At 52.5% G+C, this 17,300-nt stretch carries 21 protein-coding genes; 6 read left to right on the top strand and 15 right to left on the bottom strand.

Translation table 11 applies throughout. From position 1 onward, the window contains the following. The first annotated feature begins 256 nt into the window (after positions 1-256). Positions 257-1,552, top strand: a complete 1,296-nt coding sequence (locus GW579_RS05085) for an OprD family outer membrane porin (RefSeq protein ID WP_165057891.1) — start codon at positions 257-259, stop codon at positions 1,550-1,552. Positions 1,553-1,573: 21 nt separating this feature from the next. Then, positions 1,574-2,377, top strand: a complete 804-nt coding sequence (locus tag GW579_RS05080) for a histidine phosphatase family protein (protein WP_206738757.1) — start codon at positions 1,574-1,576, stop codon at positions 2,375-2,377. Here GW579_RS05080 and fliR read toward each other — a convergent pair. The 13 genes from fliR to fliF form a co-directional block, all read right to left on the bottom strand. Next, complete coding sequence (gene fliR / locus GW579_RS05075; protein WP_165057890.1) at positions 2,374-3,159, bottom strand: flagellar biosynthetic protein FliR; 786 nt, start codon at positions 3,157-3,159, stop codon at positions 2,374-2,376. The genes GW579_RS05080 and fliR overlap by 4 nt on opposite strands. A 3-nt stretch (positions 3,160-3,162) precedes the next feature. Beyond that, a complete protein-coding gene (fliQ, locus tag GW579_RS05070; RefSeq protein WP_165057889.1) occupies positions 3,163-3,432 on the bottom strand; it encodes a flagellar biosynthesis protein FliQ in 270 nt (89 codons plus the stop codon). Positions 3,433-3,595: 163 nt separating this feature from the next. Further along, positions 3,596-4,372: a flagellar type III secretion system pore protein FliP gene (gene fliP / locus GW579_RS05065; RefSeq protein ID WP_165058723.1), complete on the bottom strand. Its 777-nt coding sequence runs from the start codon at positions 4,370-4,372 to the stop codon at positions 3,596-3,598. 23 nt (positions 4,373-4,395) lie between these two features. Next, positions 4,396-4,833: a flagellar biosynthetic protein FliO gene (fliO, locus tag GW579_RS05060; RefSeq protein ID WP_165057888.1), complete on the bottom strand. Its 438-nt coding sequence runs from the start codon at positions 4,831-4,833 to the stop codon at positions 4,396-4,398. Next, the gene (gene fliN, locus GW579_RS05055) at positions 4,833-5,249 is read right to left on the bottom strand and encodes a flagellar motor switch protein FliN (protein ID WP_104922229.1); all 417 of its coding nucleotides are present in this window, start codon (positions 5,247-5,249) and stop codon (positions 4,833-4,835) included. The genes fliO and fliN overlap by 1 nt, the downstream gene beginning before the upstream one ends. Further along, positions 5,242-6,258, bottom strand: a complete 1,017-nt coding sequence (gene fliM / locus GW579_RS05050) for a flagellar motor switch protein FliM (protein ID WP_152326967.1) — start codon at positions 6,256-6,258, stop codon at positions 5,242-5,244. The genes fliN and fliM overlap by 8 nt, the downstream gene beginning before the upstream one ends. A gap of 7 nt (positions 6,259-6,265) precedes the next feature. Then, positions 6,266-6,766 carry a flagellar basal body-associated protein FliL gene (gene fliL, locus GW579_RS05045; RefSeq protein WP_165057887.1) on the bottom strand — a complete coding sequence of 167 codons (501 nt, stop codon included), beginning with the start codon at positions 6,764-6,766 and terminating at the stop codon, positions 6,266-6,268. Between the two features lie 214 nt (positions 6,767-6,980). After that, on the bottom strand, positions 6,981-8,372 hold the full coding sequence (locus GW579_RS05040; RefSeq protein WP_165057886.1) for a flagellar hook-length control protein FliK: 1,392 nt from the start codon (positions 8,370-8,372) through the stop codon (positions 6,981-6,983). Continuing rightward, complete coding sequence (gene fliJ / locus GW579_RS05035; RefSeq protein WP_152326970.1) at positions 8,369-8,815, bottom strand: flagellar export protein FliJ; 447 nt, start codon at positions 8,813-8,815, stop codon at positions 8,369-8,371. The genes GW579_RS05040 and fliJ overlap by 4 nt, the downstream gene beginning before the upstream one ends. A gap of 18 nt (positions 8,816-8,833) precedes the next feature. Continuing rightward, positions 8,834-10,198, bottom strand: coding sequence for a flagellar protein export ATPase FliI (fliI, locus tag GW579_RS05030; protein WP_152326971.1), 1,365 nt, complete (start codon positions 10,196-10,198; stop codon positions 8,834-8,836). Beyond that, entirely contained in the window at positions 10,198-10,953 is a 756-nt protein-coding gene (gene fliH / locus GW579_RS05025) for a flagellar assembly protein FliH (RefSeq protein ID WP_193333184.1), read from the bottom strand. The genes fliI and fliH overlap by 1 nt, the downstream gene beginning before the upstream one ends. 7 nt (positions 10,954-10,960) lie before the next feature. Then, positions 10,961-11,956, bottom strand: a complete 996-nt coding sequence (fliG, locus tag GW579_RS05020; RefSeq protein WP_193333183.1) for a flagellar motor switch protein FliG — start codon at positions 11,954-11,956, stop codon at positions 10,961-10,963. After that, positions 11,950-13,668 carry a flagellar basal-body MS-ring/collar protein FliF gene (fliF, locus tag GW579_RS05015; protein ID WP_165057884.1) on the bottom strand — a complete coding sequence of 573 codons (1,719 nt, stop codon included), beginning with the start codon at positions 13,666-13,668 and terminating at the stop codon, positions 11,950-11,952. Before fliF ends, fliG begins: the two co-directional genes overlap by 7 nt. 282 nt (positions 13,669-13,950) lie before the next feature. Here fliF and fliE point away from each other — a divergent pair, with 282 nt between their 5' ends. Together fliE and GW579_RS23950 are read left to right on the top strand one after the other, a co-directional pair. Continuing rightward, positions 13,951-14,265 carry a flagellar hook-basal body complex protein FliE gene (gene fliE, locus GW579_RS05010; RefSeq protein WP_152326975.1) on the top strand — a complete coding sequence of 105 codons (315 nt, stop codon included), beginning with the start codon at positions 13,951-13,953 and terminating at the stop codon, positions 14,263-14,265. 126 nt (positions 14,266-14,391) lie between these two features. Continuing rightward, entirely contained in the window at positions 14,392-14,472 is an 81-nt protein-coding gene (locus GW579_RS23950) for a tail fiber assembly protein (protein ID WP_420821537.1), read from the top strand. Between the two features lie 25 nt (positions 14,473-14,497). Here the strand turns inward: GW579_RS23950 and GW579_RS05000 are convergent, their stop codons facing one another. Continuing rightward, positions 14,498-15,754, bottom strand: a complete 1,257-nt coding sequence (locus GW579_RS05000) for a glucosyl transferase (RefSeq protein WP_165057882.1) — start codon at positions 15,752-15,754, stop codon at positions 14,498-14,500. A gap of 230 nt (positions 15,755-15,984) precedes the next feature. On the opposite strand from GW579_RS05000, the gene GW579_RS04995 reads away from it, so the two are divergent. Together GW579_RS04995 and GW579_RS04990 are read left to right on the top strand one after the other, a co-directional pair. Next, positions 15,985-16,224: a hypothetical protein gene (locus GW579_RS04995; RefSeq protein ID WP_165057880.1), complete on the top strand. Its 240-nt coding sequence runs from the start codon at positions 15,985-15,987 to the stop codon at positions 16,222-16,224. Positions 16,225-16,233: 9 nt separating this feature from the next. Beyond that, a complete protein-coding gene (locus GW579_RS04990) occupies positions 16,234-16,614 on the top strand; it encodes a S24/S26 family peptidase (protein WP_165057878.1) in 381 nt (126 codons plus the stop codon). Positions 16,615-16,925: 311 nt separating this feature from the next. On the opposite strand, the gene GW579_RS04985 is transcribed toward GW579_RS04990, so the two are convergent. Then, entirely contained in the window at positions 16,926-17,147 is a 222-nt protein-coding gene (locus GW579_RS04985; RefSeq protein ID WP_165057876.1) for a hypothetical protein, read from the bottom strand. Between the last annotated feature and the right edge of the window lie 153 nt (positions 17,148-17,300).

Below are 17,300 nucleotides of genomic sequence, written 5' to 3'. Positions count from 1 at the left end.
CCCGCCCGTTAAGAAAAAGCTTATATTGCGCGAAATAAAGTTGATTCGCTTCACAAAATTTTCTTTTAATCCTTAAATCTATCCTGCGGCACTGTTTTTTATTCTCAAACCGGTTATGTTTATTCCCGGATTGTTACTGCATAGGCAGGCAAAACCTGAACTGAAATTTCCCGTTCCCCGGGAGATATCGGCTCAGGTTTTTTTTTGCCTTTTATAAATGCACCCTGAAAAACATTGGCCTGATGGAACATTCGCTATGGAAAAGCACGCTCTGGCACTGATAACCGGTATTCTTTGTTCACCTTCGCTGGCCTTTGCCGGTATAGATGACCTTGCGGAAACTGGTTTTATAAAAAACAGTTCCCTCGATTTAGGAACACACAATATATGGAAATATCTTGATGAAGGTGAAACAGATAAACGTAATGTCCACTCCGCATGGGGACAGGGGCTGGCACTGGATTATAAGTCAGGCTATTTAGCTGACGCTATTGGTGTCGATGCCTCTTATTATGGCGTGATTAAACTGGCGGCTGCCGATAATTTCGCGTCAAGAGGGATTTTGTATGATGACGATGGTCAGGCCAAAGGCTTTAATAAACTGGGACAGTTTTTCGGTAAAGCGAAATTCTCGCAGTCAGGCGTCGAAGGCAATCTGTATGGCGGCTGGAAACTCATCAAACTGGGTGTGCTGACCACCTCAATGCGCGCCGCGCCCAATACGTATAATGGCTGGAGCGGCGACCTGACTTATGACGCCTACCGCCTGCGGCTGGCGTATCTGACCAAATCGCTGAACCGTGATTCGCCGGATAAAGTGAATTTCATGACCAGCGACGGCCATGCGATTGACACGATTTACACCGGCGATGTTCAGTTCAAAACAGATAACCTGACGGCGCTTTATTTCTACGGTGAGAGTGAAGACTATTTGCGCAGAAACGGGCTGGAGCTGAATCTGAAACAAAACAAATCGTTGTCCTACGGCGTGCAGATTTATATGACGCAGGCGCTGGATAAATGGGACAGCATGGCGAATAACAAAAAGGACTTCGATCATCGCGCCAATCATTATGCCGCGGACATGACGTGGAAATATAACGGCTGGACAACCAAAGGCGGGCTGGCTTATACCGACGCGAATAAAGAAGGCGGGATCGGCATGTATCCCCGACATATGAGTAAAAACTCGCGCGGTACGTTTAATTCGATGACCACGGCCGGGCTGGATTATATGCGCGACGAGGAAAAAGTATTGTCGCTGGATGTGGATTACCACATCACGCCGGAATTAGTCCTGGGCATTAATACGCATTATGGCTTCTTTGATTTCCAGGGACAGCCGGTGAAAGAGGGAGAATTAAACGTCTACACGTTGTGGAAACCGGCGTCAAAAAAACTCAAGGATTTATCTGTTTTCGCTATGATCGGACCCGGCAGAACCTATGAACATAAAGGGACTTCACCGATTGTCGATCATCATGGAAATATCAAAAGCGCCGACAGTTTTGCGGCGGAGTTTCGTCTGGATTACAAATTCAACATATTTTAATCAACACATTAAAAGGACATTATGATGAAAAAAATGCTCTGGAAAACACTGATCTCATTTTTAGTCTTCGGTTTCATCAATGCGCAGGCCGCGCCGGTACCTGCGTCTTCGGCACAGGCGACGGCGGAGAAAAACGTCGTCACATTTTACATCACGCGTCACGGCAAAACCTTATTTAACACCGCGCACCGTGCGCAGGGCTGGTCTGATACGCCGCTCACGGCAGCCGGTGTTTCCGTGGCAGAAGATCTCGGGCGTGGCCTGAAAGGCATTCCGTTTACCGCCGCCTATTCCAGTGACTCCGGCCGCGCACGTCAGACGGCAAAAATCGCGCTGACCTTCGCCGGGCAGACGTTACCGGTGACGGAAGATGAGCGTCTGCGCGAAACGTTTTTCGGCCCTTATGAAGGTGAGCTTGACGCTGTCATGTGGGCACCCGTGGCAAAGAAACTGGGTTTTGCAGACCTCAGTTCTGTAACGCAGGCGCTCTCAAAAGGGCAGATTACTCTCGAAACCATGATGAATACGCTGGCCGCCGTTGACCCTACGCACACCACAGAAAACGCCACGCAGGTAAAAAACCGTATGCAGGCCGCGCTGCATGATATCGCGCAGAAAACCCTTGCCGAAGGCGGCGGTAACGTCCTGATTGTGTCGCACGGCATGGCCATCATGGCAATGCTGCAAGGTATGACGCCCGAAGAAAACCTGCGCGCACCTTTGCAAAACGCCAGCGTTACGGTGGTCACGTACAAAGACAGCAAATTCACCGTCGGCAAAGTCGGGGATATGCAGTTTGTGGAGAAAGGGACGCGTCAAAACTAATCCGCTGCAAACAGATTCATGATCAACACCAGTTTATCCAGGATTTCACTGAACAGATGCTCGCTGAAAGGAGCGAGCATAGGCATCATCAGGCCGATGGCCAGAATGCCAATACTGAGGGTTAACGGGAAACCAATAACAAATACGGAAAGCTGCGGTGTGACGCGGTTTAACAGGCCGAGCGCCATGTTGAGCGTGAGCAGCAGGGTTACAATCGGCAATGCCAGCATCAGGCCACCGCTGAAAATAATGCTGCCTGCTTTCGCCACGGCCATAAAACCTTCGGCGTTGACCGGATTCGGGCTGATGGGAAGTGTGTGAAAACTGTCGGCGAGCAGGGAAATCAGCCAGAGATGAGCGTTGAAGCTCAGGAAAAGCAGGACTGCCAGCAGGTTCAGAAATTGCGCAAGAAGCGGGGTGTTAAGGCGGTTGCTGGGATCGTAAAACGTCGCAAAAGAAATCCCCATTTGCAGCCCCATGATTTCACCGGCCATCCTGATAGCAGCAAACGCCAGCTGCATCGTGATGCCCAGCGCGGTGCCGATCATGATTTGCTGCATCGCCAGCCACAGCGCAGGCGTGGAAAATATCGGCGTATCGACAGGCGGCAGCGACGGCGCAATCAGAAACGTGATCATCATGCCCAGACCGAGCTTTACGCGGTTCGGGACGGATTTCTCGCTGGTAATCGGCGCGGTGCTGATCAGAGCCAGAATCCTCAGCAGCGGCCAGAAATACATGCTGAGCCATCCGGCAAGTTGCGTGCTGTCGAAGGAAACCATGGGTTAACCGATGATGTAAGGCAGGTTGGTAAACAGCGTACGCATGTAATCGAGCAGCAGATTCAGCATCCACGGACCGGCGATTACGATAGTCGCGACAACGGCCAGAATTTTAGGAATGAAGGACAGCGTTTGTTCGTTGATCTGCGTCGCCGCCTGCAACAGGCTGACGATAAGCCCGGTGACCAGCGCCGTGAGCAACAGCGGTGCGGCAACGGCCAAAGCCACTTTCATCGCCTCATTGCCTAATGCCATTACCGATTCAGGAGTCATAAGATTCTCGTAAAATGCGAACCTGCTTGGGCTAGCTCACTTGCCATTTTGTCCTCCGGCAGTGCTCGCACTCCTCACGTACTTATGTACGCTGCGGGTGCTCCGCGCTGGCGGCGAACAAACTGGCTGCGACGCTGACGCCCATTAAGTTTGGCGTTTTGAATTAACTGTAAAAACTCTGTGCCAGTGAACCGAGCAGCAGTTGCCAGCCGTCGACCAGCACAAACAGCATCAGCTTGAAGGGGAGTGAGATGGTGGCCGGTGGCACCATCATCATCCCCAGCGCCATCAGCACGCTGGCGACGACCAGGTCGATAATCATGAACGGAATAAACACGGTGAAGCCAATCTGGAATGCCGTTTTCAGTTCGCTGGTGACATAAGCGGGCAGCAGAATACGCATCGGCACTGCTTCGGGGCCAGCCAGAGGCGGGATGTTTGCCAGACGGGCATACAACGCGAGGTCGCTTTCACGGGTCTGACGCAGCATGAACTGGCGCAGCGGCTGAGCGCCTTTGTCCATGGCATCCTGCATGGTGATTTTGTTTTCGGTAAACGGCTGATAGGCATCGCTGTAGATTTTGTCGAAAACCGGCGCCATCACGAAAAAGGTCAGGAACAGCCCGAGACCCAGCAGAACCTGGTTTGGCGGCGCGGACGGCGTACCCAGCGCATTTCGCAGCAGGCCGAGCACGATAATAATGCGGGTAAAACTGGTACACATCAGCAACATGGCGGGCAGCAGCGTCAGCGTGGTGATGAACACCAGCGTCTGAATTGGCAGCGACCAGTTCTGGGCACCATTGGACATCTGCTGGCTGATAATACCGGGCAACTGTGCGAACGCGGCCGGGCTAATAATAAAGAGCAGCAGCGGCAGGCACAGGCGGACGACCAGGCGAACAGGGCGCTGACGGGCAGCGGTAAAGGCGGATTTCATCAATTGGTTCACGGCGGACTGGGTCATGCCTGCTTTCCCGGACGTTTCAACATTTTCTGCATCAGCTGACGGAAATCCGCAGGCTGACTGTCTGTAGTGCCTGAATCCGGCGTTTGGACTTCCGGCGGCGCGCTCAGCGTGTGCAGCGGGGTGATGTTTTGCGCGGTCACGCCCAGCACCAGCCAGGTATTATCCACTTCCACGATCACCACTTTTTCGCTGCGGCCAACCTGAACACGGGCCGTCACTTTCAGCAGTTTGTTATTTTTTGACTGCGGCGCGAATCCGGTACGTTTGGCCACCCAGCCGATGCACAGGATCAGCAGCAGAATGCCGCCGAGCACCGTACTGACCTGTGTCAGCACAGAACTGGCGGGCAATGCCTGGGCTGAAGTCTGCGTCGTTGCGTGAGTCTGAGCCCCCTGAACGTACGGAGAATCCGTGGCCGCAGTCTGGCTCATCAGCGGCTCAACCGGCGCATACGCTCTGACGGCGTGATGATGTCGGTGATGCGCACGCCGTATTTGTCGGCGACAACCACCACTTCACCCTGAGCAATCAGATAACCGTTGATGAGAATATCCAGCGGCTCACCGGCCAGGCCATCGAGTGCGACAACCGAACCCTGCGACAGGCGCAGCAGTTCTTTGATGGTCATTTTGGTACGGCCTAACTCAACGGTCAGTTTCACCGGAATATCGAGGATCATGTCGATATCCTGCAAACTGCCCGCTCCGTCCTGGGCACCCAGCGCGGCGAAAACACCCTCGGTTGACGCTTTGGCGCTGCCCGCAGATTGTTGTTCGTTAAACGCATCAGCCCATAAATCGTCAACGTTATCCGATCCGGCGTCAGACGGTTTATTGGTGTCACTCATGGGGCTGTTCCTCATCTAGAGAATTTAAAATTGGGTTGATCAAATGTTCAACGCGCAGGGCGTATTGTTCGTTTATGGTGCCGTACTGGCTGGTCAGCACCGGAACGCCGTCGACGTGTGCAATCAGACGATCCGGTTTTTCAATCGGCAGAACATCACCCGGTTGCAGTTTCAGGATCTGAGACAGGCGCAGCGGGATTTCAACGAAATTCGCCACCAGCTCCAGTTCAGATTGCTGTACCTGATGCACCAGGTTTTCACGCCACTGACTTTCTTCATGACGCGAGTTTTCGACCGGCGGATTGGTCAGCAACTCACGTAACGGTTCAATCATGCTGAACGGAATACAGATGTTGAAATCACCGCTTAGCGCACCGATTTCCACGTGGAACGGCGTGGTGACCACGATATCGTTCGGGGAAGAGGTGATGTTGGTGAACTTGATCTGCAATTCAGCACGGACATATTCCACGCTCAGCTTGTAAACGCCACTCCACGCATCTTCGTAGGCGTCGAGCGCCAGCGTCAGCATGCGTTTGATGACGCGCTGTTCGGTATGAGTAAATTCGCGGCCTTCCACTTTCGTCGGGAAACGGCCATCACCGCCAAAAAGGTTATCCACCGCGATGAAGACCAGACTTGGCGCGAACACAAACAGCGCCGTGCCGCGTAAGGGCTTCAGGTGGATCAGGTTCAGGTTGGTCGGCACCGGCAGGTTGCGGGCGAAGTCATGGTAAGGCTGGATTTTGATCGGCCCGACCGTGATATCCGGGCTGCGACGCAAGAGGTTAAACAGCCCCATACGGAAGTGACGGGCAAAACGCTCGTTAATGATTTCCAGCGCCTGCAACCGCTCACGCACAACGCGACGTTGCGTCGTGGGGTCAAAAGGTTTTACACCGTCGTCCGACGCTTTGGCTTGTGCCGCGCTTGCCGACTCGGCTGCGCTGTCACTGTCGCCATTAAGCAGTGCGTCGATCTCGGCCTGTGAAAGAATGCTGTCGCCCATAATTTGTTTATCGCAGTATGAAAGCAGTGAAAAGCACGTCGTTGATCACCTGAGGTGGCTGACCTTTGACCAGTGGCGCGTCCAGAACCTGTTTGATGTCCTGCACCAGTTGTTGTTTACCGGTTTCGCTGACGAGATCCGCCGTCTTCTGGCGGGACAGGAGCAGCAGCAGACGGCTGCGAACTTCAGGCAGGTATTCATTCAGAATAGCCCGATTCTGTTCATCGGGCAGACGCAGGGTCAGGCCGATGTACAGCACGCGGTCAGGATCGTTATCCGGCGTTTGCAGGTTAACGGTAAAGGTATCCAGTGCCAGGAAGATCGGCGCCGCAGGTGGCTCGCTCTTCTTCACTTCAGCCGCGCTACCGTTCGCAGGCTGCTGTTTGTGCATCATCCACCAGGCGTAACCGGCCGCACCACAGGCTCCAAGGGTAATGAGTAACAGCAGAATCATCATTAACGGCCGCTTTTTTTTCTTACGCGACGCCGTGAGAGCAGAGTCAGACATGGATGGGGCGATTTCCTGTAAGTATGAGCAGACTGGCGTGAGGAGCACCGGACTGCTGAGTCAATTCTGAGAATGATTATCCCGCTTATCCTGTTGTTCAATAGTCAGAATAGGCGGGATAAATAAGGTCAGCTCTGCCGTTTGAATTAAGGGAGAACTGACCGGCTGCAATTATCTGAAACAATTTTGCGAGGTTTTACGCATCTGTAAAACGCTATGCAAAGATATCCACGCTGTTATTTCCCCCAATCCGCTGCGCAATAGAAGCCGGAACGGGCAGGGCGTCACTGACCGACGTGCTGCTGCCGGAATTAAAGGCCGCCCAGCTTGACGCGTCACCCTGAGGCGTACCGGACTGCGAACTTTGCTGCTGAGCCTGCTGCCATTGCGAACTGTCACTGCCGACGCTGCTTTGCCCCAGGCTGATGCCGCTGTCGGCCAGCGCGGTTTTCAGCTCTGGCATGGCGGCTTCAAGGGCAGAACGAACGCCACTGTGGCCGGACACAAAGTGCAGCTGCGCCTGATTGTTCTCAATCTTCATGCTGATCTGAATGGAACCCAGATCTTCAGGATGCAGACGCAGTTGCGCCGTCTGTTGTCCCTGACGGTTAAACATCATCACCTGCTGACCGAGCTGTTGTTGCCATTCCGGTGTGCCCAGCTGGGCGTTCAGCACCGGCGTGGACGGCGCGGTGACGACGCTGGTGGTGGTTGGCGTCGTTGGAACTGAAGCAGAAGACACGGCAACGGCGGCGGTATTGAGTTGATTCAATGCCGTTGAATTGCTGTCGAGCGTACGGCTGTCGTTTTGCTGAACGGCTGCGGTGCTGTTTGCCGCCGCGCTCATTGACGCCAGTGCGCTGCTGAAATCAGCGGCATTGGTGGACGCCGTGCTTTTGCTGCTGGCGGCATGCTGTGAAGACGTTGTGGCGACAGAGGCCGCATTACCCGAGGCGGTTGCCGCGGTTTTCGAATCGGTGTCGGTCACCGCGGCAGTTTTACCGTCGCCGGTCAGCAGCGATGACGCCGTGACGTTCAGGCCGGAAAGCAGGGTGCTGGCGTTCTGCGCACGGGTGTCGTCGCTGGCCGTCTGTGTTGCAGCCGCGGTCACGGTCTGAATCTGCTGCGCAGGCTGTTGCTGTACCGCCAGCTGGGCGAACAACGCCTGAATGCTGGCATCCGCAGAATCGGCATCTTTGTCTTTGTCACTCAGCGCGATGTCTTTCACCGACGTTCCCTTCAGGCTGCCGGTCGGCAAAACCTGAATGGCGGCGATCATTTTGCTCAGATCGCTGTCATCGAGCGTCAGACTGCCGTCTTTCTCGCCGGTGGTGACCGCCTGCGTCAGCGTATCTTTATCCACCGTTTCGCCTTTAGCGCTGATTTGCTGCCCGAGTTTCGCCAGCGCGCTGGTGAGTTTCGGATCCAGTTTTGAGCCCAGCTGGGCTTCGAGCTGGCTGGCAAAATCTGCCGGAGACGACGCGGTGCTTTCGCCAATAGCGGTGACATCCGTCGTCGCCGCGCTGGTGGCGGACGAACTGCCGGTCGCTGCACTCGTGGTCGTCTTTGCCGTGGTAACGGCAGCAGGCAAAATATTCAGATTCATGGATTTTTCTTCCTGTGTGCGCTGCGCTGGGCGAACTCATCGTTCTGTTTTTGATCAATCTTGTTTTCCAGAGAACGTTGCTGCTCGCTGGCACGGGATTGCAATGTCTGGTACGCGTTCAGCCGCTGTTGCTTTTCCTGCCACTGGTGAACGGCGGCATTGAGCCGCTGATCCCACTGTTGTAATTGTTTGCGGTGCTGGTCAATCGCCACTTCCAGCGTGCCGATGAACTGCTGGTAGTTCTGCCAGGTGTTCGCCGCTATGCCGCCGGTCATGGTGGAATTGAGTTTTTCGCGATATTCACGCTGGTAGTTGAGCAACATCGTGAGTTGCTGTTCAGCCTGATTATGCGACTGCCTGATCTGGCCTAAATTGTTGGTCGCCTGATCCAGCGCTTTTTGCGCAAGAGAACAAAGAGTAATTAATGGCGATGAACTTTCCATTCGACCCCCTTAAGTTAATTAACCCGGGAACAACATATTGAGTTCCAGACAGGCGTCTTCGTAAGTGCTGCGTTCCATGATGTCCTGCTGGAGAAAATTCTCCATTTGCGGATACAGCTTGATGGCCCGATCCAACATCGGATCGCTGCCTGCGGCGTAGGCGCCGACGCTGACCAAATCACGGTTGCGTTGGTAGCTGGACAACAGTTGTTTGAAATTACGTACGCGCCCGTACTGGGCGTCATCGATCAGCGATGTCATGGCACGGCTGATAGAAGCTTCGATATCGATGGCCGGATAATGGCCGGATTCGGCTAAGCGGCGTGACAGCACCACGTGGCCGTCGAGGATGGCGCGCGCGGAGTCGGCAATAGGATCCTGCTGGTCATCGCCTTCGGTCAGCACGGTATAAAATGCGGTGATCGAGCCACCACCGGTGATACCGTTACCGGCGCGTTCAACCAGCGCGGGCAATTTGGCAAACACGGAAGGCGGATAGCCTTTGGTCGCGGGCGGTTCGCCGATGGCCAGCGCGATTTCACGCTGCGCCATGGCATAACGGGTCAGGGAATCCATGATCAGCAAAACGTGCTGGCCGCGGTCGCGGAAATCTTCAGCGATGCGTGTGGCATATGCGGCACCCTGCATGCGCAGAAGTGGCGAAACATCGGCGGGCGCGGCGATAACCACCGAACGGGCACGACCCTCGTCACCTAAAATATTCTCGATAAAATCTTTAACTTCGCGGCCACGTTCACCAATCAGCCCGACCACGATGACGTCGGCTTTGGTGTAGCGCGCCATCATGCCGAGCAGCACGGATTTACCGACGCCGGAACCGGCGAACAGGCCCATACGCTGCCCGCGCCCGACGGTCAGCAATGCGTTAATCGCGCGTACGCCGACGTCAAGCACATCGGTGATCGGCGTACGTTGCAGCGGGTTAAACGGCGGAGTGATCAGCGCGGCGCGATAACCTGTATCCGGCGGCGGTAAGCCGTCGAGCGGTTTGGCACTGCCGTCGAGTACGCGACCGAGTAACTGCGGGCCGAGCGGAAGTTGTTTACCGGCTGTCTGGCCGTCGGCGGCAATCCGGGCATAAACCCGCGCGCCCGGCAAAATCCCTTCGACTTCTTCGAGCGGCATCAGAAACAGGCTCTGGCCGTTAAAACCGACCACTTCACTTTCAACTTCCTGCACAACCGGGCCGTCGTGACGTTCAATAAGACAGGTCGCGCCCAGCGGTAACTGCAATCCGGTGGCTTCAAGCACCAGGCCGGTCGCCCGCGTCAGACGGCCGTAGCGGCGAACGGAAGGCGTGCGTGCCATGCGCTTTTCCGCATCATCCAGCGTTTTCAGCAGGCGGCTCAGGCGGGCAGTCATCAGAGATCCCCCGGTGCCGCGAGGCGGCACAGCTCATGCCAGCGGGTAGCCAGCGACGCATCCATATCGCCATCCTCCGCGCTGACTTTGCAGCCACCGGTGTGGATCTGGCTGTCGGCCAGCAAGCGCCAGCCGTTCATGCTCAGGGTGGAACCCAGCTGTTGTTCAACACGTTCGAAATCTGCCGGGTTAACGCGCAGCTGCGGTTTGCCCTTGAACATCGGTTCCTGCTGGATCAGCTGCTGGATCTGGTTGAGCAGGGCAGAACCGTCGCAAATCGGCGCCTGTCCGATGATTTGTTTGGCCGCCGTCAGCGCCATCTGCATCAGGCGTGAGGCGATCACGCTGTCCAGCGCGTCCAGCGTTTGCTGGAAATCGGACACCATGTGCTGCCAGTGTTCGGTCAGAACGGCCTGCTGTTGCTGGCCTTCCTGCATTCCCTGCTGTTGTCCGGCTTCCTGACCCTGCTGAAAACCGGCGGCGTAACCCTGTTTCTGCCCGGCTTCCAGACCTTGCTGGAAACCCTGCTGTTCAGCGCGACGTTGCAGGTTCAGCAACTCATTCTGATCCACCTGAAGTTTTGGCAGACCGTCGTCCTGTTCTTCTTCGCCTTCGGCCAGCAAAGGTTCGTCAGGCGTGGTGAACACCGGCACGGCAAGATCACCCGGTTTCCAGGGCTGCCACGGCAGGGCGTTGATGCGCTCGGCATTACGCTCTTCGGCGGTTTTCTTTTCCGGCGCGGGCTGGCCGGACATCGGATTATCAGACATAAGAATCCTCGCCGCCGCCAACCATCATTTCGCCGGACTCTGCTAAGCGGCGAACCGTTTGCAGAATCGCTTTCTGTTCGTTCTCGACCAGAGACATACGCATTGGCCCGCGGTTTGCCAGGTCGTCGCGCAGGATATCCGCCGCACGCTGGGACATGTTGCGCAGGAACTTGTCGCGCAGTGGCTGTTCCGCACCTTTCAATGCCACCAGCAACGATTCGCCTTCGACTTCCTGCAACAGGCGCTGGATGCTGCGGTCGTCCACGTCCACCAGGTTTTCGAACAGGAACATCTCGTCGATAATTTTCTGTGCCAGTTCGCCGTCGTAACCACGAACCGCTTCGATAACGGCTTCTTCCTGCTGCGTTTTCATCAGGTTGATGATTTCTGCCGCAGTACGAACACCCCCCATCTTCGCGCGCTTGAGGTTCTGGCCGTCGAGCAGGTTGTTCAGTACTTCTGTCAGTTCCGCCAGCGCCGCAGGCTGGACACCGCCGAAGGTGGCGATACGCAGCATCACGTCGTTACGCAGACGCTCGTCGAACAGGGCCAGAATATCGGCAGCCTGACCGCGTTTGAGGTGGACCAGAATGGTGGCGATAATCTGCGGATGTTCGTCGCGGATAAGATCGGCCGCCATCTGCGGTTCCATAAAGTTGAGCGTTTCCATACCGCTGGTGGTTTCGCGCGATTCCAGAATATCTTCCAGCAGGCTGGAGGCACGTTCCTCGCCCAGTGCTTTCGTCAGAACCGAACGCAGATATTCGCTGGTGTTGACGCTCAGCGCGGCGTACTGCTCTGACTCGTCCTCGAACTCGTTCAGCACTTCAGCCAGCTGCTTGTTGGAAATCTGATGGATATTCGCCATCGCGCCGCTGATTTGCTGAACTTCGCGAGGAGAGAGGTGCTTGAACACCTCCACCGCACGGTCTTCACCCAGGGTTATCATCAAAATGGCGCTTTTTTCGGTGCCGGTCATAGTCATGATTGTTCGGTACTCATCCATTGGCGGATAACCAGGGCGACGATACGAGGATCCTTATCGGCCAGCTCCTGAACACGTTGGGTCTGAACTTCGACGCTGACTCGCTGCTGAGAACGTTTACGTTTCTCCAGCTCGTCGTTGCTGAGTTTGACCGGCTTGCTGCCTTCAGGCTGTGGCATCGCTGCTGCGATGGCCGCTGCGGCTGCCGCATCTTTCTCTGCCTGCTGTTTGCGCAACATCGGACGAACCATCTTGCGCCACAGCAGCCAGGCAACAATCAGCACCAGCAACCAGCGACCTGCGTTGAGCAGCTGATCGAAGAACGCCTGTTGTTTCCAGAACGGCAGTTCACCGGAATCATCAGCCGCTTCGTTGAACGGTGTATTCACCACGTTCAGCGTATCGCCACGTTCCTGCGAGAAGCCCATGGCTTCACGGACCAGATCATCAATTTTCTTCAGCTGTTCATCAGTCAGCGGCTTCGCTTTGCCATCTGTCCCGACCTGATAGTTGACGACCACCGCCGCGGACAGGCGTTGTACGGCACCCGCGCTGTGTTGCGTATGGGTGATTGTGCGGTCAACTTCGTAGTTGGTGGTTTCATCACGACGGCTGTTCGACGGAACGGTTGAACGGTTTGCCGTGTTGTTTTGCGCATTGTTCTGTGCGTTGTTACCGGCCTGATTCTGTGCCCCGTTGGCGTTGTTCGCCGCAGGAGGATTGGTGACCGGCGCGGTCGCAGCCGGTGCAGGCTGGTTGCTTAATGCACCCGGTACGCCGCCGACGGCAGTGCCACCAATCTGGTCACTGGTGCTCAGCTGGCGTGAACGGACAGCGGCTTTTTCCGGCGTGCCGTTTGGCTGATAATTCTCGTCAGTTTGTTCGCGGCTGGCGTAGTCGATTTGCGCGGTGATTTGCGCGTGAACGTTACCATTGCCGACCACCGGCTGGAGGATAGATTCGATACGACGTTGCAGACGGCCTTCCACTTCGTTGGCGTATTTCAGCTGGGAAGCATTCAGGTCACGTCCATTGTTGTCCGACTGCGTCAGCAGATGTCCGCTCTGGTCGACCACGGTGACGTTGGCAGGTGGTAAACCCGACACGCTGCTCGACACCATATAAACGATGGCGTTGATCTGACCGTCATCCAGCGCACGACCCGGTTGTAAATTCAGGGTCACGGAAGCGGAAGGATTTTTCTGTTCGCGGACAAACAAGGAAGGTTTTGGAATGGCTAAATGGACGCGGGCGCTGCCGACCGGGCCCAAAGTTTCGATAGTGCGGGAGAGTTCACCTTCCAGCGCACGCTGATAGTTGATCTGTTCGCTGAACTGGCTGATGCCGAATTTTTCCTGATCCATCAGCTCAAAGCCGACTGCGCCACCTTTCGGTAAACCGGCGGAAGCCAGTTTCAGACGCGTTTCATACACTTTATCTGCCGGGATTAACAGGGCTGCGCCGTTTTCTGAAAACTGATAAGGGATGTTCATCTGCGTCAGCTGGGTGACGATGGCACCGCCGTCCTGATCGCCCAGATTGCTAAACAGCACCTTATAGGTGGGCTGTTTTGCCCACAGCATCATGACAACAACAATGGCCAGGGCAGCCGCAGCGGCGATGGCGATAGGAATTTTTGGGTTGGCGCGCAGGCGATTAAGCAACGCAGTTAAACCGTTTGGAGAGGTTTCTGCGCCGGCTATTGCGGAACTCATACAAGATCCCTATTTAGCTGTTGAATGGTGATGTTCATGTTGTCTCTTAACAAAACAGACTCCCAAGTGCGCAATCGTTGAAGCGTGACATTTTTCAGTCCTCCGTACAGGCAGGCCTATTTTCTAGGTGAGCCATTATTTGCCGCTAAAGGCAAAGTTAATGGCCCGATAAGCCATGGTTTTTAGGTTCAATTACCGCGTTTAGGAAAAAACTGATGTGATAGGGTGTCATTCCATGAAAGAAGCACTTTGTTCACCGACACAGCAATAAGCGGAGAAAACATGTCAATTCAAGGCATTGAGAGCGTTTTACAGCAGATGCAGGCCACCGCCATCAAGGCAGGCGCTACCCCTCAGACGGATACGACGTCAGAAGCGGGTTTTGCCAGCGAACTGAAAGCGGCATTAGGCAAAATCAGCGAGACGCAAAACAACGCAAAACTGGAATCTGAAAAGCTGGAGATGGGCGTTCCCGGCGTAAGCCTGAACGACGTGATGGTGGATTTGCAGAAATCATCAATTTCACTGCAACTGGGTATTCAGGTGAGAAATAAACTGGTAACGGCGTACCAGGACGTGATGAACATGTCTGTTTAGGATATGTAACTACATAATTACATTGGATAAATACACTATCCAGTTTTCTTGTGGGGCATGGATGGGGCAAACTCAGTTAGCATTGGGAATTATTACTGATGATGATAAAAAAATTTAACTGTTTGGATGAAGTATGCTCAGGCAATTGCTGCTGTAGATGTTACAAAAGCCCCTGATATTGGATGGCCAGAACAACCATACACTTAAATCAAGGGCTTCTCTCTTTGTAATGTTATTTTTTTATTAGTTCAACCCACCAAGGATTAGGGTTAATTCTAATCTTCATTGACTCACCCGTTGGAAGGGTTTCAAATTTCGCCACATCCTCCTGGTACCCTACATCTGGCAAATTATTAATTGAATAGCTTTGATTCAATAATACTATTAAGGCTATAGGAAGCAAAATTGAAAGATTTCTTGTGTGTTCATCTAGCTTGCTGCAAATAAAAATAATAAGTGAGAAGAATGCTATGTTAGTGATGATGAAGTATCTCTCTCCCCCACCCGGTATAAGCAATGCAGGCCACTGAGGTAGTGTTAAGCTCATCATAGGTTTTGCCAAGGCAAATCCTATCATTAGAACAGGGAAAATAACCGCTGATTTGAATCTCCAGTCCTGACGTACAAAGAAAATTAGTGTCACAACAGCTAACAGTGCAAATATACATGTATTGAGCGCTGTCATAGAGGCCATAGGTGAAATGAGTTCATTATCAAATAAGCTGCCACCGACAACTCTATAAGATATCACATTAGCAAGCACTGAGAAGGTTGCCCCCAATGGAGCGTGAGATCTTGAACCATCTGCTGATGTGAGGATTGCAATTATCTGTATAAGGCAGCATGCAGCCATAACTACATCAAAGGGTTTAATGTTTATAATAGCGCTTTTTATCCCTTTGTTTTGGCTGATCCTTTTTAGAATTAAACATGGCGCGATGAAAATAACAAATGGCCCACTGAGTGAACTAATTATTAATAAAGCAAAGTCATGCACCTTCCAAGGTGTAGTTGAAGCGTCATCAGAAATAACAACTAATAACAAATATAATGAGAGATACCAATGAGCGTTTGTTACATTAACATAAGCCTCTGCTATGTTAGGCATCAAAAGGAAGTACAAAACAAATAAAAATCTATATTTCAATGCAACAAACTTCATTCTGTCAGAAAGCACAAACATGACAAAAAAACAACGAATAAGAATTGCAATTATATTTGCAACTAAAGGCGCCTTGCTGAGCCCAAAGAGAAGTCCTATCCCATAAGTCATTCTTGAAATTGTTTGATAGTATCCATTGGCAGGATACAGAATCGAACTCCAAAATCCTCCTTCGTAAATTCCCTTCATCCATATTACACCATCTTCAGCCCAAGGTTGTGCGTGAAGTAATATGTCTTGCCTTCTCGAAAATACTATTAAAAATGTTAGTGCAAATATGCTTACTGTCGCAACAATTCTTTCCAAGCTTATTTTTGTATTGTGCATGATTCTGTTTGCCAATGTTATATTTTACGTTGATAAATTTACGCTTATTTTACATCTGCAGGAAGTAATGTAAAGAATCATGACAGCTACGCCCCCAAAGTGAGTGCTATGCATCAAGTTTAAAACCCTTGCAGATCAGCGAAATAATATTTCCTACTTCGTCACCCCTTCACAGTCGCAACAACCTATGATTGTACTGTATGCATAAACAGTATTGTGTGGGGTTAGTTATGGCTAAATATTCAGACATCAAAGTGGCGTTCATGCGACGTATCACGCACGACCCGAAGAGAGGGAAGGTGGTGACTACAGCCCGCTTCGTGCAGGAATTAGCAAAGGTAAACCACTTCTGGTCACTACAGGAGGCTAACGATTGGATAGCGAAACATCAGTCATTCTTTCGTGATTACACAGACGGTCACGGTGAAGAGAAGCGCTATTTCTTGGTGAACATGGGCTATGTTAGGTAGGAGGAATCTATGGGATTTCCATCACCAGCAACAGACTACGCAGAGGCAGGGATTGACCTCAATAAAATATGCCGGTTCGGAGGAGCATCATCCAGGCTGCATGTTGTTGAGCGCTATCTTGGAGAAGGCATTAATTCAGGGGCAATGCTGATTATTGATACGGCCATTAAACCAGTAGACGGTCGCCGGTTGCTTGCTAGGGTTGATGGCGAGATAGAGATCTGGCGTTTAATAACCATCCTCAGGCGCGGCCTTGAATCGACCATAGACAAGCGATTCATCTCATTTGGGGATGAGGTGGTCAATGACTCAATTGAGGTTCTGGGTGTGGTGACGCATGTGATATTAGATATGCGGAATGATGTGTTCGATGACACAGTGGTGTTCTGAGAATTCCATGGGGCATGTATGGGGCAAAAAATTAACGCGAATTTACATTCTCGATCCTGCTTAGAATGTCTGCTCGCGTTAATCGTCTGTGATGTACCCGCTCTAACATGATCTTCTATGTATTCAGAAAATTAAGCCTCATATGATGAACATGTCGGGATAGGTGGGGATATAAGTCGGTAAGTCATTTTTGCCAGAATTACAGACTCAAAATCCTTAAATGTATGTGGGGCGTCAAAATGGCAATACTTGGGGTATTGATACCAAAACGCCCCAAGCAGGTATGAATATCCTGGGGATTGATGTATCAGTTATTTTTCTTGATTGGCACCTAGCAAGTGGCAATATTCTTTTGCTTCAGTCCATGATTTCTTCATTCCAACTAAAGTTCCAGCTTTAACAACATCATACGATTGATTCCTTTTGTAAATTTCGTAAGCACCCATGTGGCCAACCAAGTTTTCAGCCCGGAAACGTGACGGCCCAAGGTCTTCCCTCATCGGGTTATAGTCTGGGTTTTTATAGCTGTACATTATTTCACTCCATTGAATTTTATTGCTCAGCAGCGGAATGTTAATTTACGCGTCAGTATCCAGAAAACAAGTAAAAATTTAAACTCATACAGATGTATAGTTGGCCTGAATATTATGCATGATATGCATGTGTTAAATAAATGGGGCGGCGCC

This window comes from Rahnella contaminans (assembly GCF_011065485.1).
GTDB lineage: Bacteria > Pseudomonadota > Gammaproteobacteria > Enterobacterales > Enterobacteriaceae > Rahnella > Rahnella contaminans.
The sequence above is the reverse complement of the archived record's forward strand: the minus strand, read 5'-3'. Positions and strand labels throughout refer to the sequence as shown.

Bases quoted from the DNA above. Each gene is read 5' to 3' on its own strand.
- GW579_RS05085 (WP_165057891.1), top strand. From the start codon at position 257: ATGGAAAAGCACGCTCTGGCACTGATAACCGGTATTCTTTGTTCACCT.
- GW579_RS23950 (WP_420821537.1), top strand. From the start codon at position 14,392: ATGAAGTATGCTCAGGCAATTGCTGCTGTAGATGTTACAAAAGCCCCT.
- GW579_RS05040 (WP_165057886.1), bottom strand. From the start codon at position 8,372: ATGAATCTGAATATTTTGCCTGCTGCCGTTACCACGGCAAAGACGACC.
- fliM (WP_152326967.1), bottom strand. From the start codon at position 6,258: ATGGGCGACAGCATTCTTTCACAGGCCGAGATCGACGCACTGCTTAAT.
- GW579_RS05080 (WP_206738757.1), top strand. From the start codon at position 1,574: ATGATGAAAAAAATGCTCTGGAAAACACTGATCTCATTTTTAGTCTTC.
- GW579_RS04985 (WP_165057876.1), bottom strand. From the start codon at position 17,147: ATGTACAGCTATAAAAACCCAGACTATAACCCGATGAGGGAAGACCTT.
- fliN (WP_104922229.1), bottom strand. From the start codon at position 5,249: ATGAGTGACACCAATAAACCGTCTGACGCCGGATCGGATAACGTTGAC.
- fliE (WP_152326975.1), top strand. From the start codon at position 13,951: ATGTCAATTCAAGGCATTGAGAGCGTTTTACAGCAGATGCAGGCCACC.
- fliF (WP_165057884.1), bottom strand. From the start codon at position 13,668: ATGAGTTCCGCAATAGCCGGCGCAGAAACCTCTCCAAACGGTTTAACT.
- GW579_RS04990 (WP_165057878.1), top strand. From the start codon at position 16,234: ATGGGATTTCCATCACCAGCAACAGACTACGCAGAGGCAGGGATTGAC.
- fliL (WP_165057887.1), bottom strand. From the start codon at position 6,766: ATGTCTGACTCTGCTCTCACGGCGTCGCGTAAGAAAAAAAAGCGGCCG.
- fliJ (WP_152326970.1), bottom strand. From the start codon at position 8,815: ATGGAAAGTTCATCGCCATTAATTACTCTTTGTTCTCTTGCGCAAAAA.
- fliQ (WP_165057889.1), bottom strand. From the start codon at position 3,432: ATGACTCCTGAATCGGTAATGGCATTAGGCAATGAGGCGATGAAAGTG.
- GW579_RS04995 (WP_165057880.1), top strand. From the start codon at position 15,985: ATGGCTAAATATTCAGACATCAAAGTGGCGTTCATGCGACGTATCACG.
- GW579_RS05000 (WP_165057882.1), bottom strand. From the start codon at position 15,754: ATGCACAATACAAAAATAAGCTTGGAAAGAATTGTTGCGACAGTAAGC.
- fliR (WP_165057890.1), bottom strand. From the start codon at position 3,159: ATGGTTTCCTTCGACAGCACGCAACTTGCCGGATGGCTCAGCATGTAT.
- fliP (WP_165058723.1), bottom strand. From the start codon at position 4,372: ATGAAATCCGCCTTTACCGCTGCCCGTCAGCGCCCTGTTCGCCTGGTC.
- fliI (WP_152326971.1), bottom strand. From the start codon at position 10,198: ATGACTGCCCGCCTGAGCCGCCTGCTGAAAACGCTGGATGATGCGGAA.
- fliH (WP_193333184.1), bottom strand. From the start codon at position 10,953: ATGTCCGGCCAGCCCGCGCCGGAAAAGAAAACCGCCGAAGAGCGTAAT.
- fliO (WP_165057888.1), bottom strand. From the start codon at position 4,833: ATGAGCCAGACTGCGGCCACGGATTCTCCGTACGTTCAGGGGGCTCAG.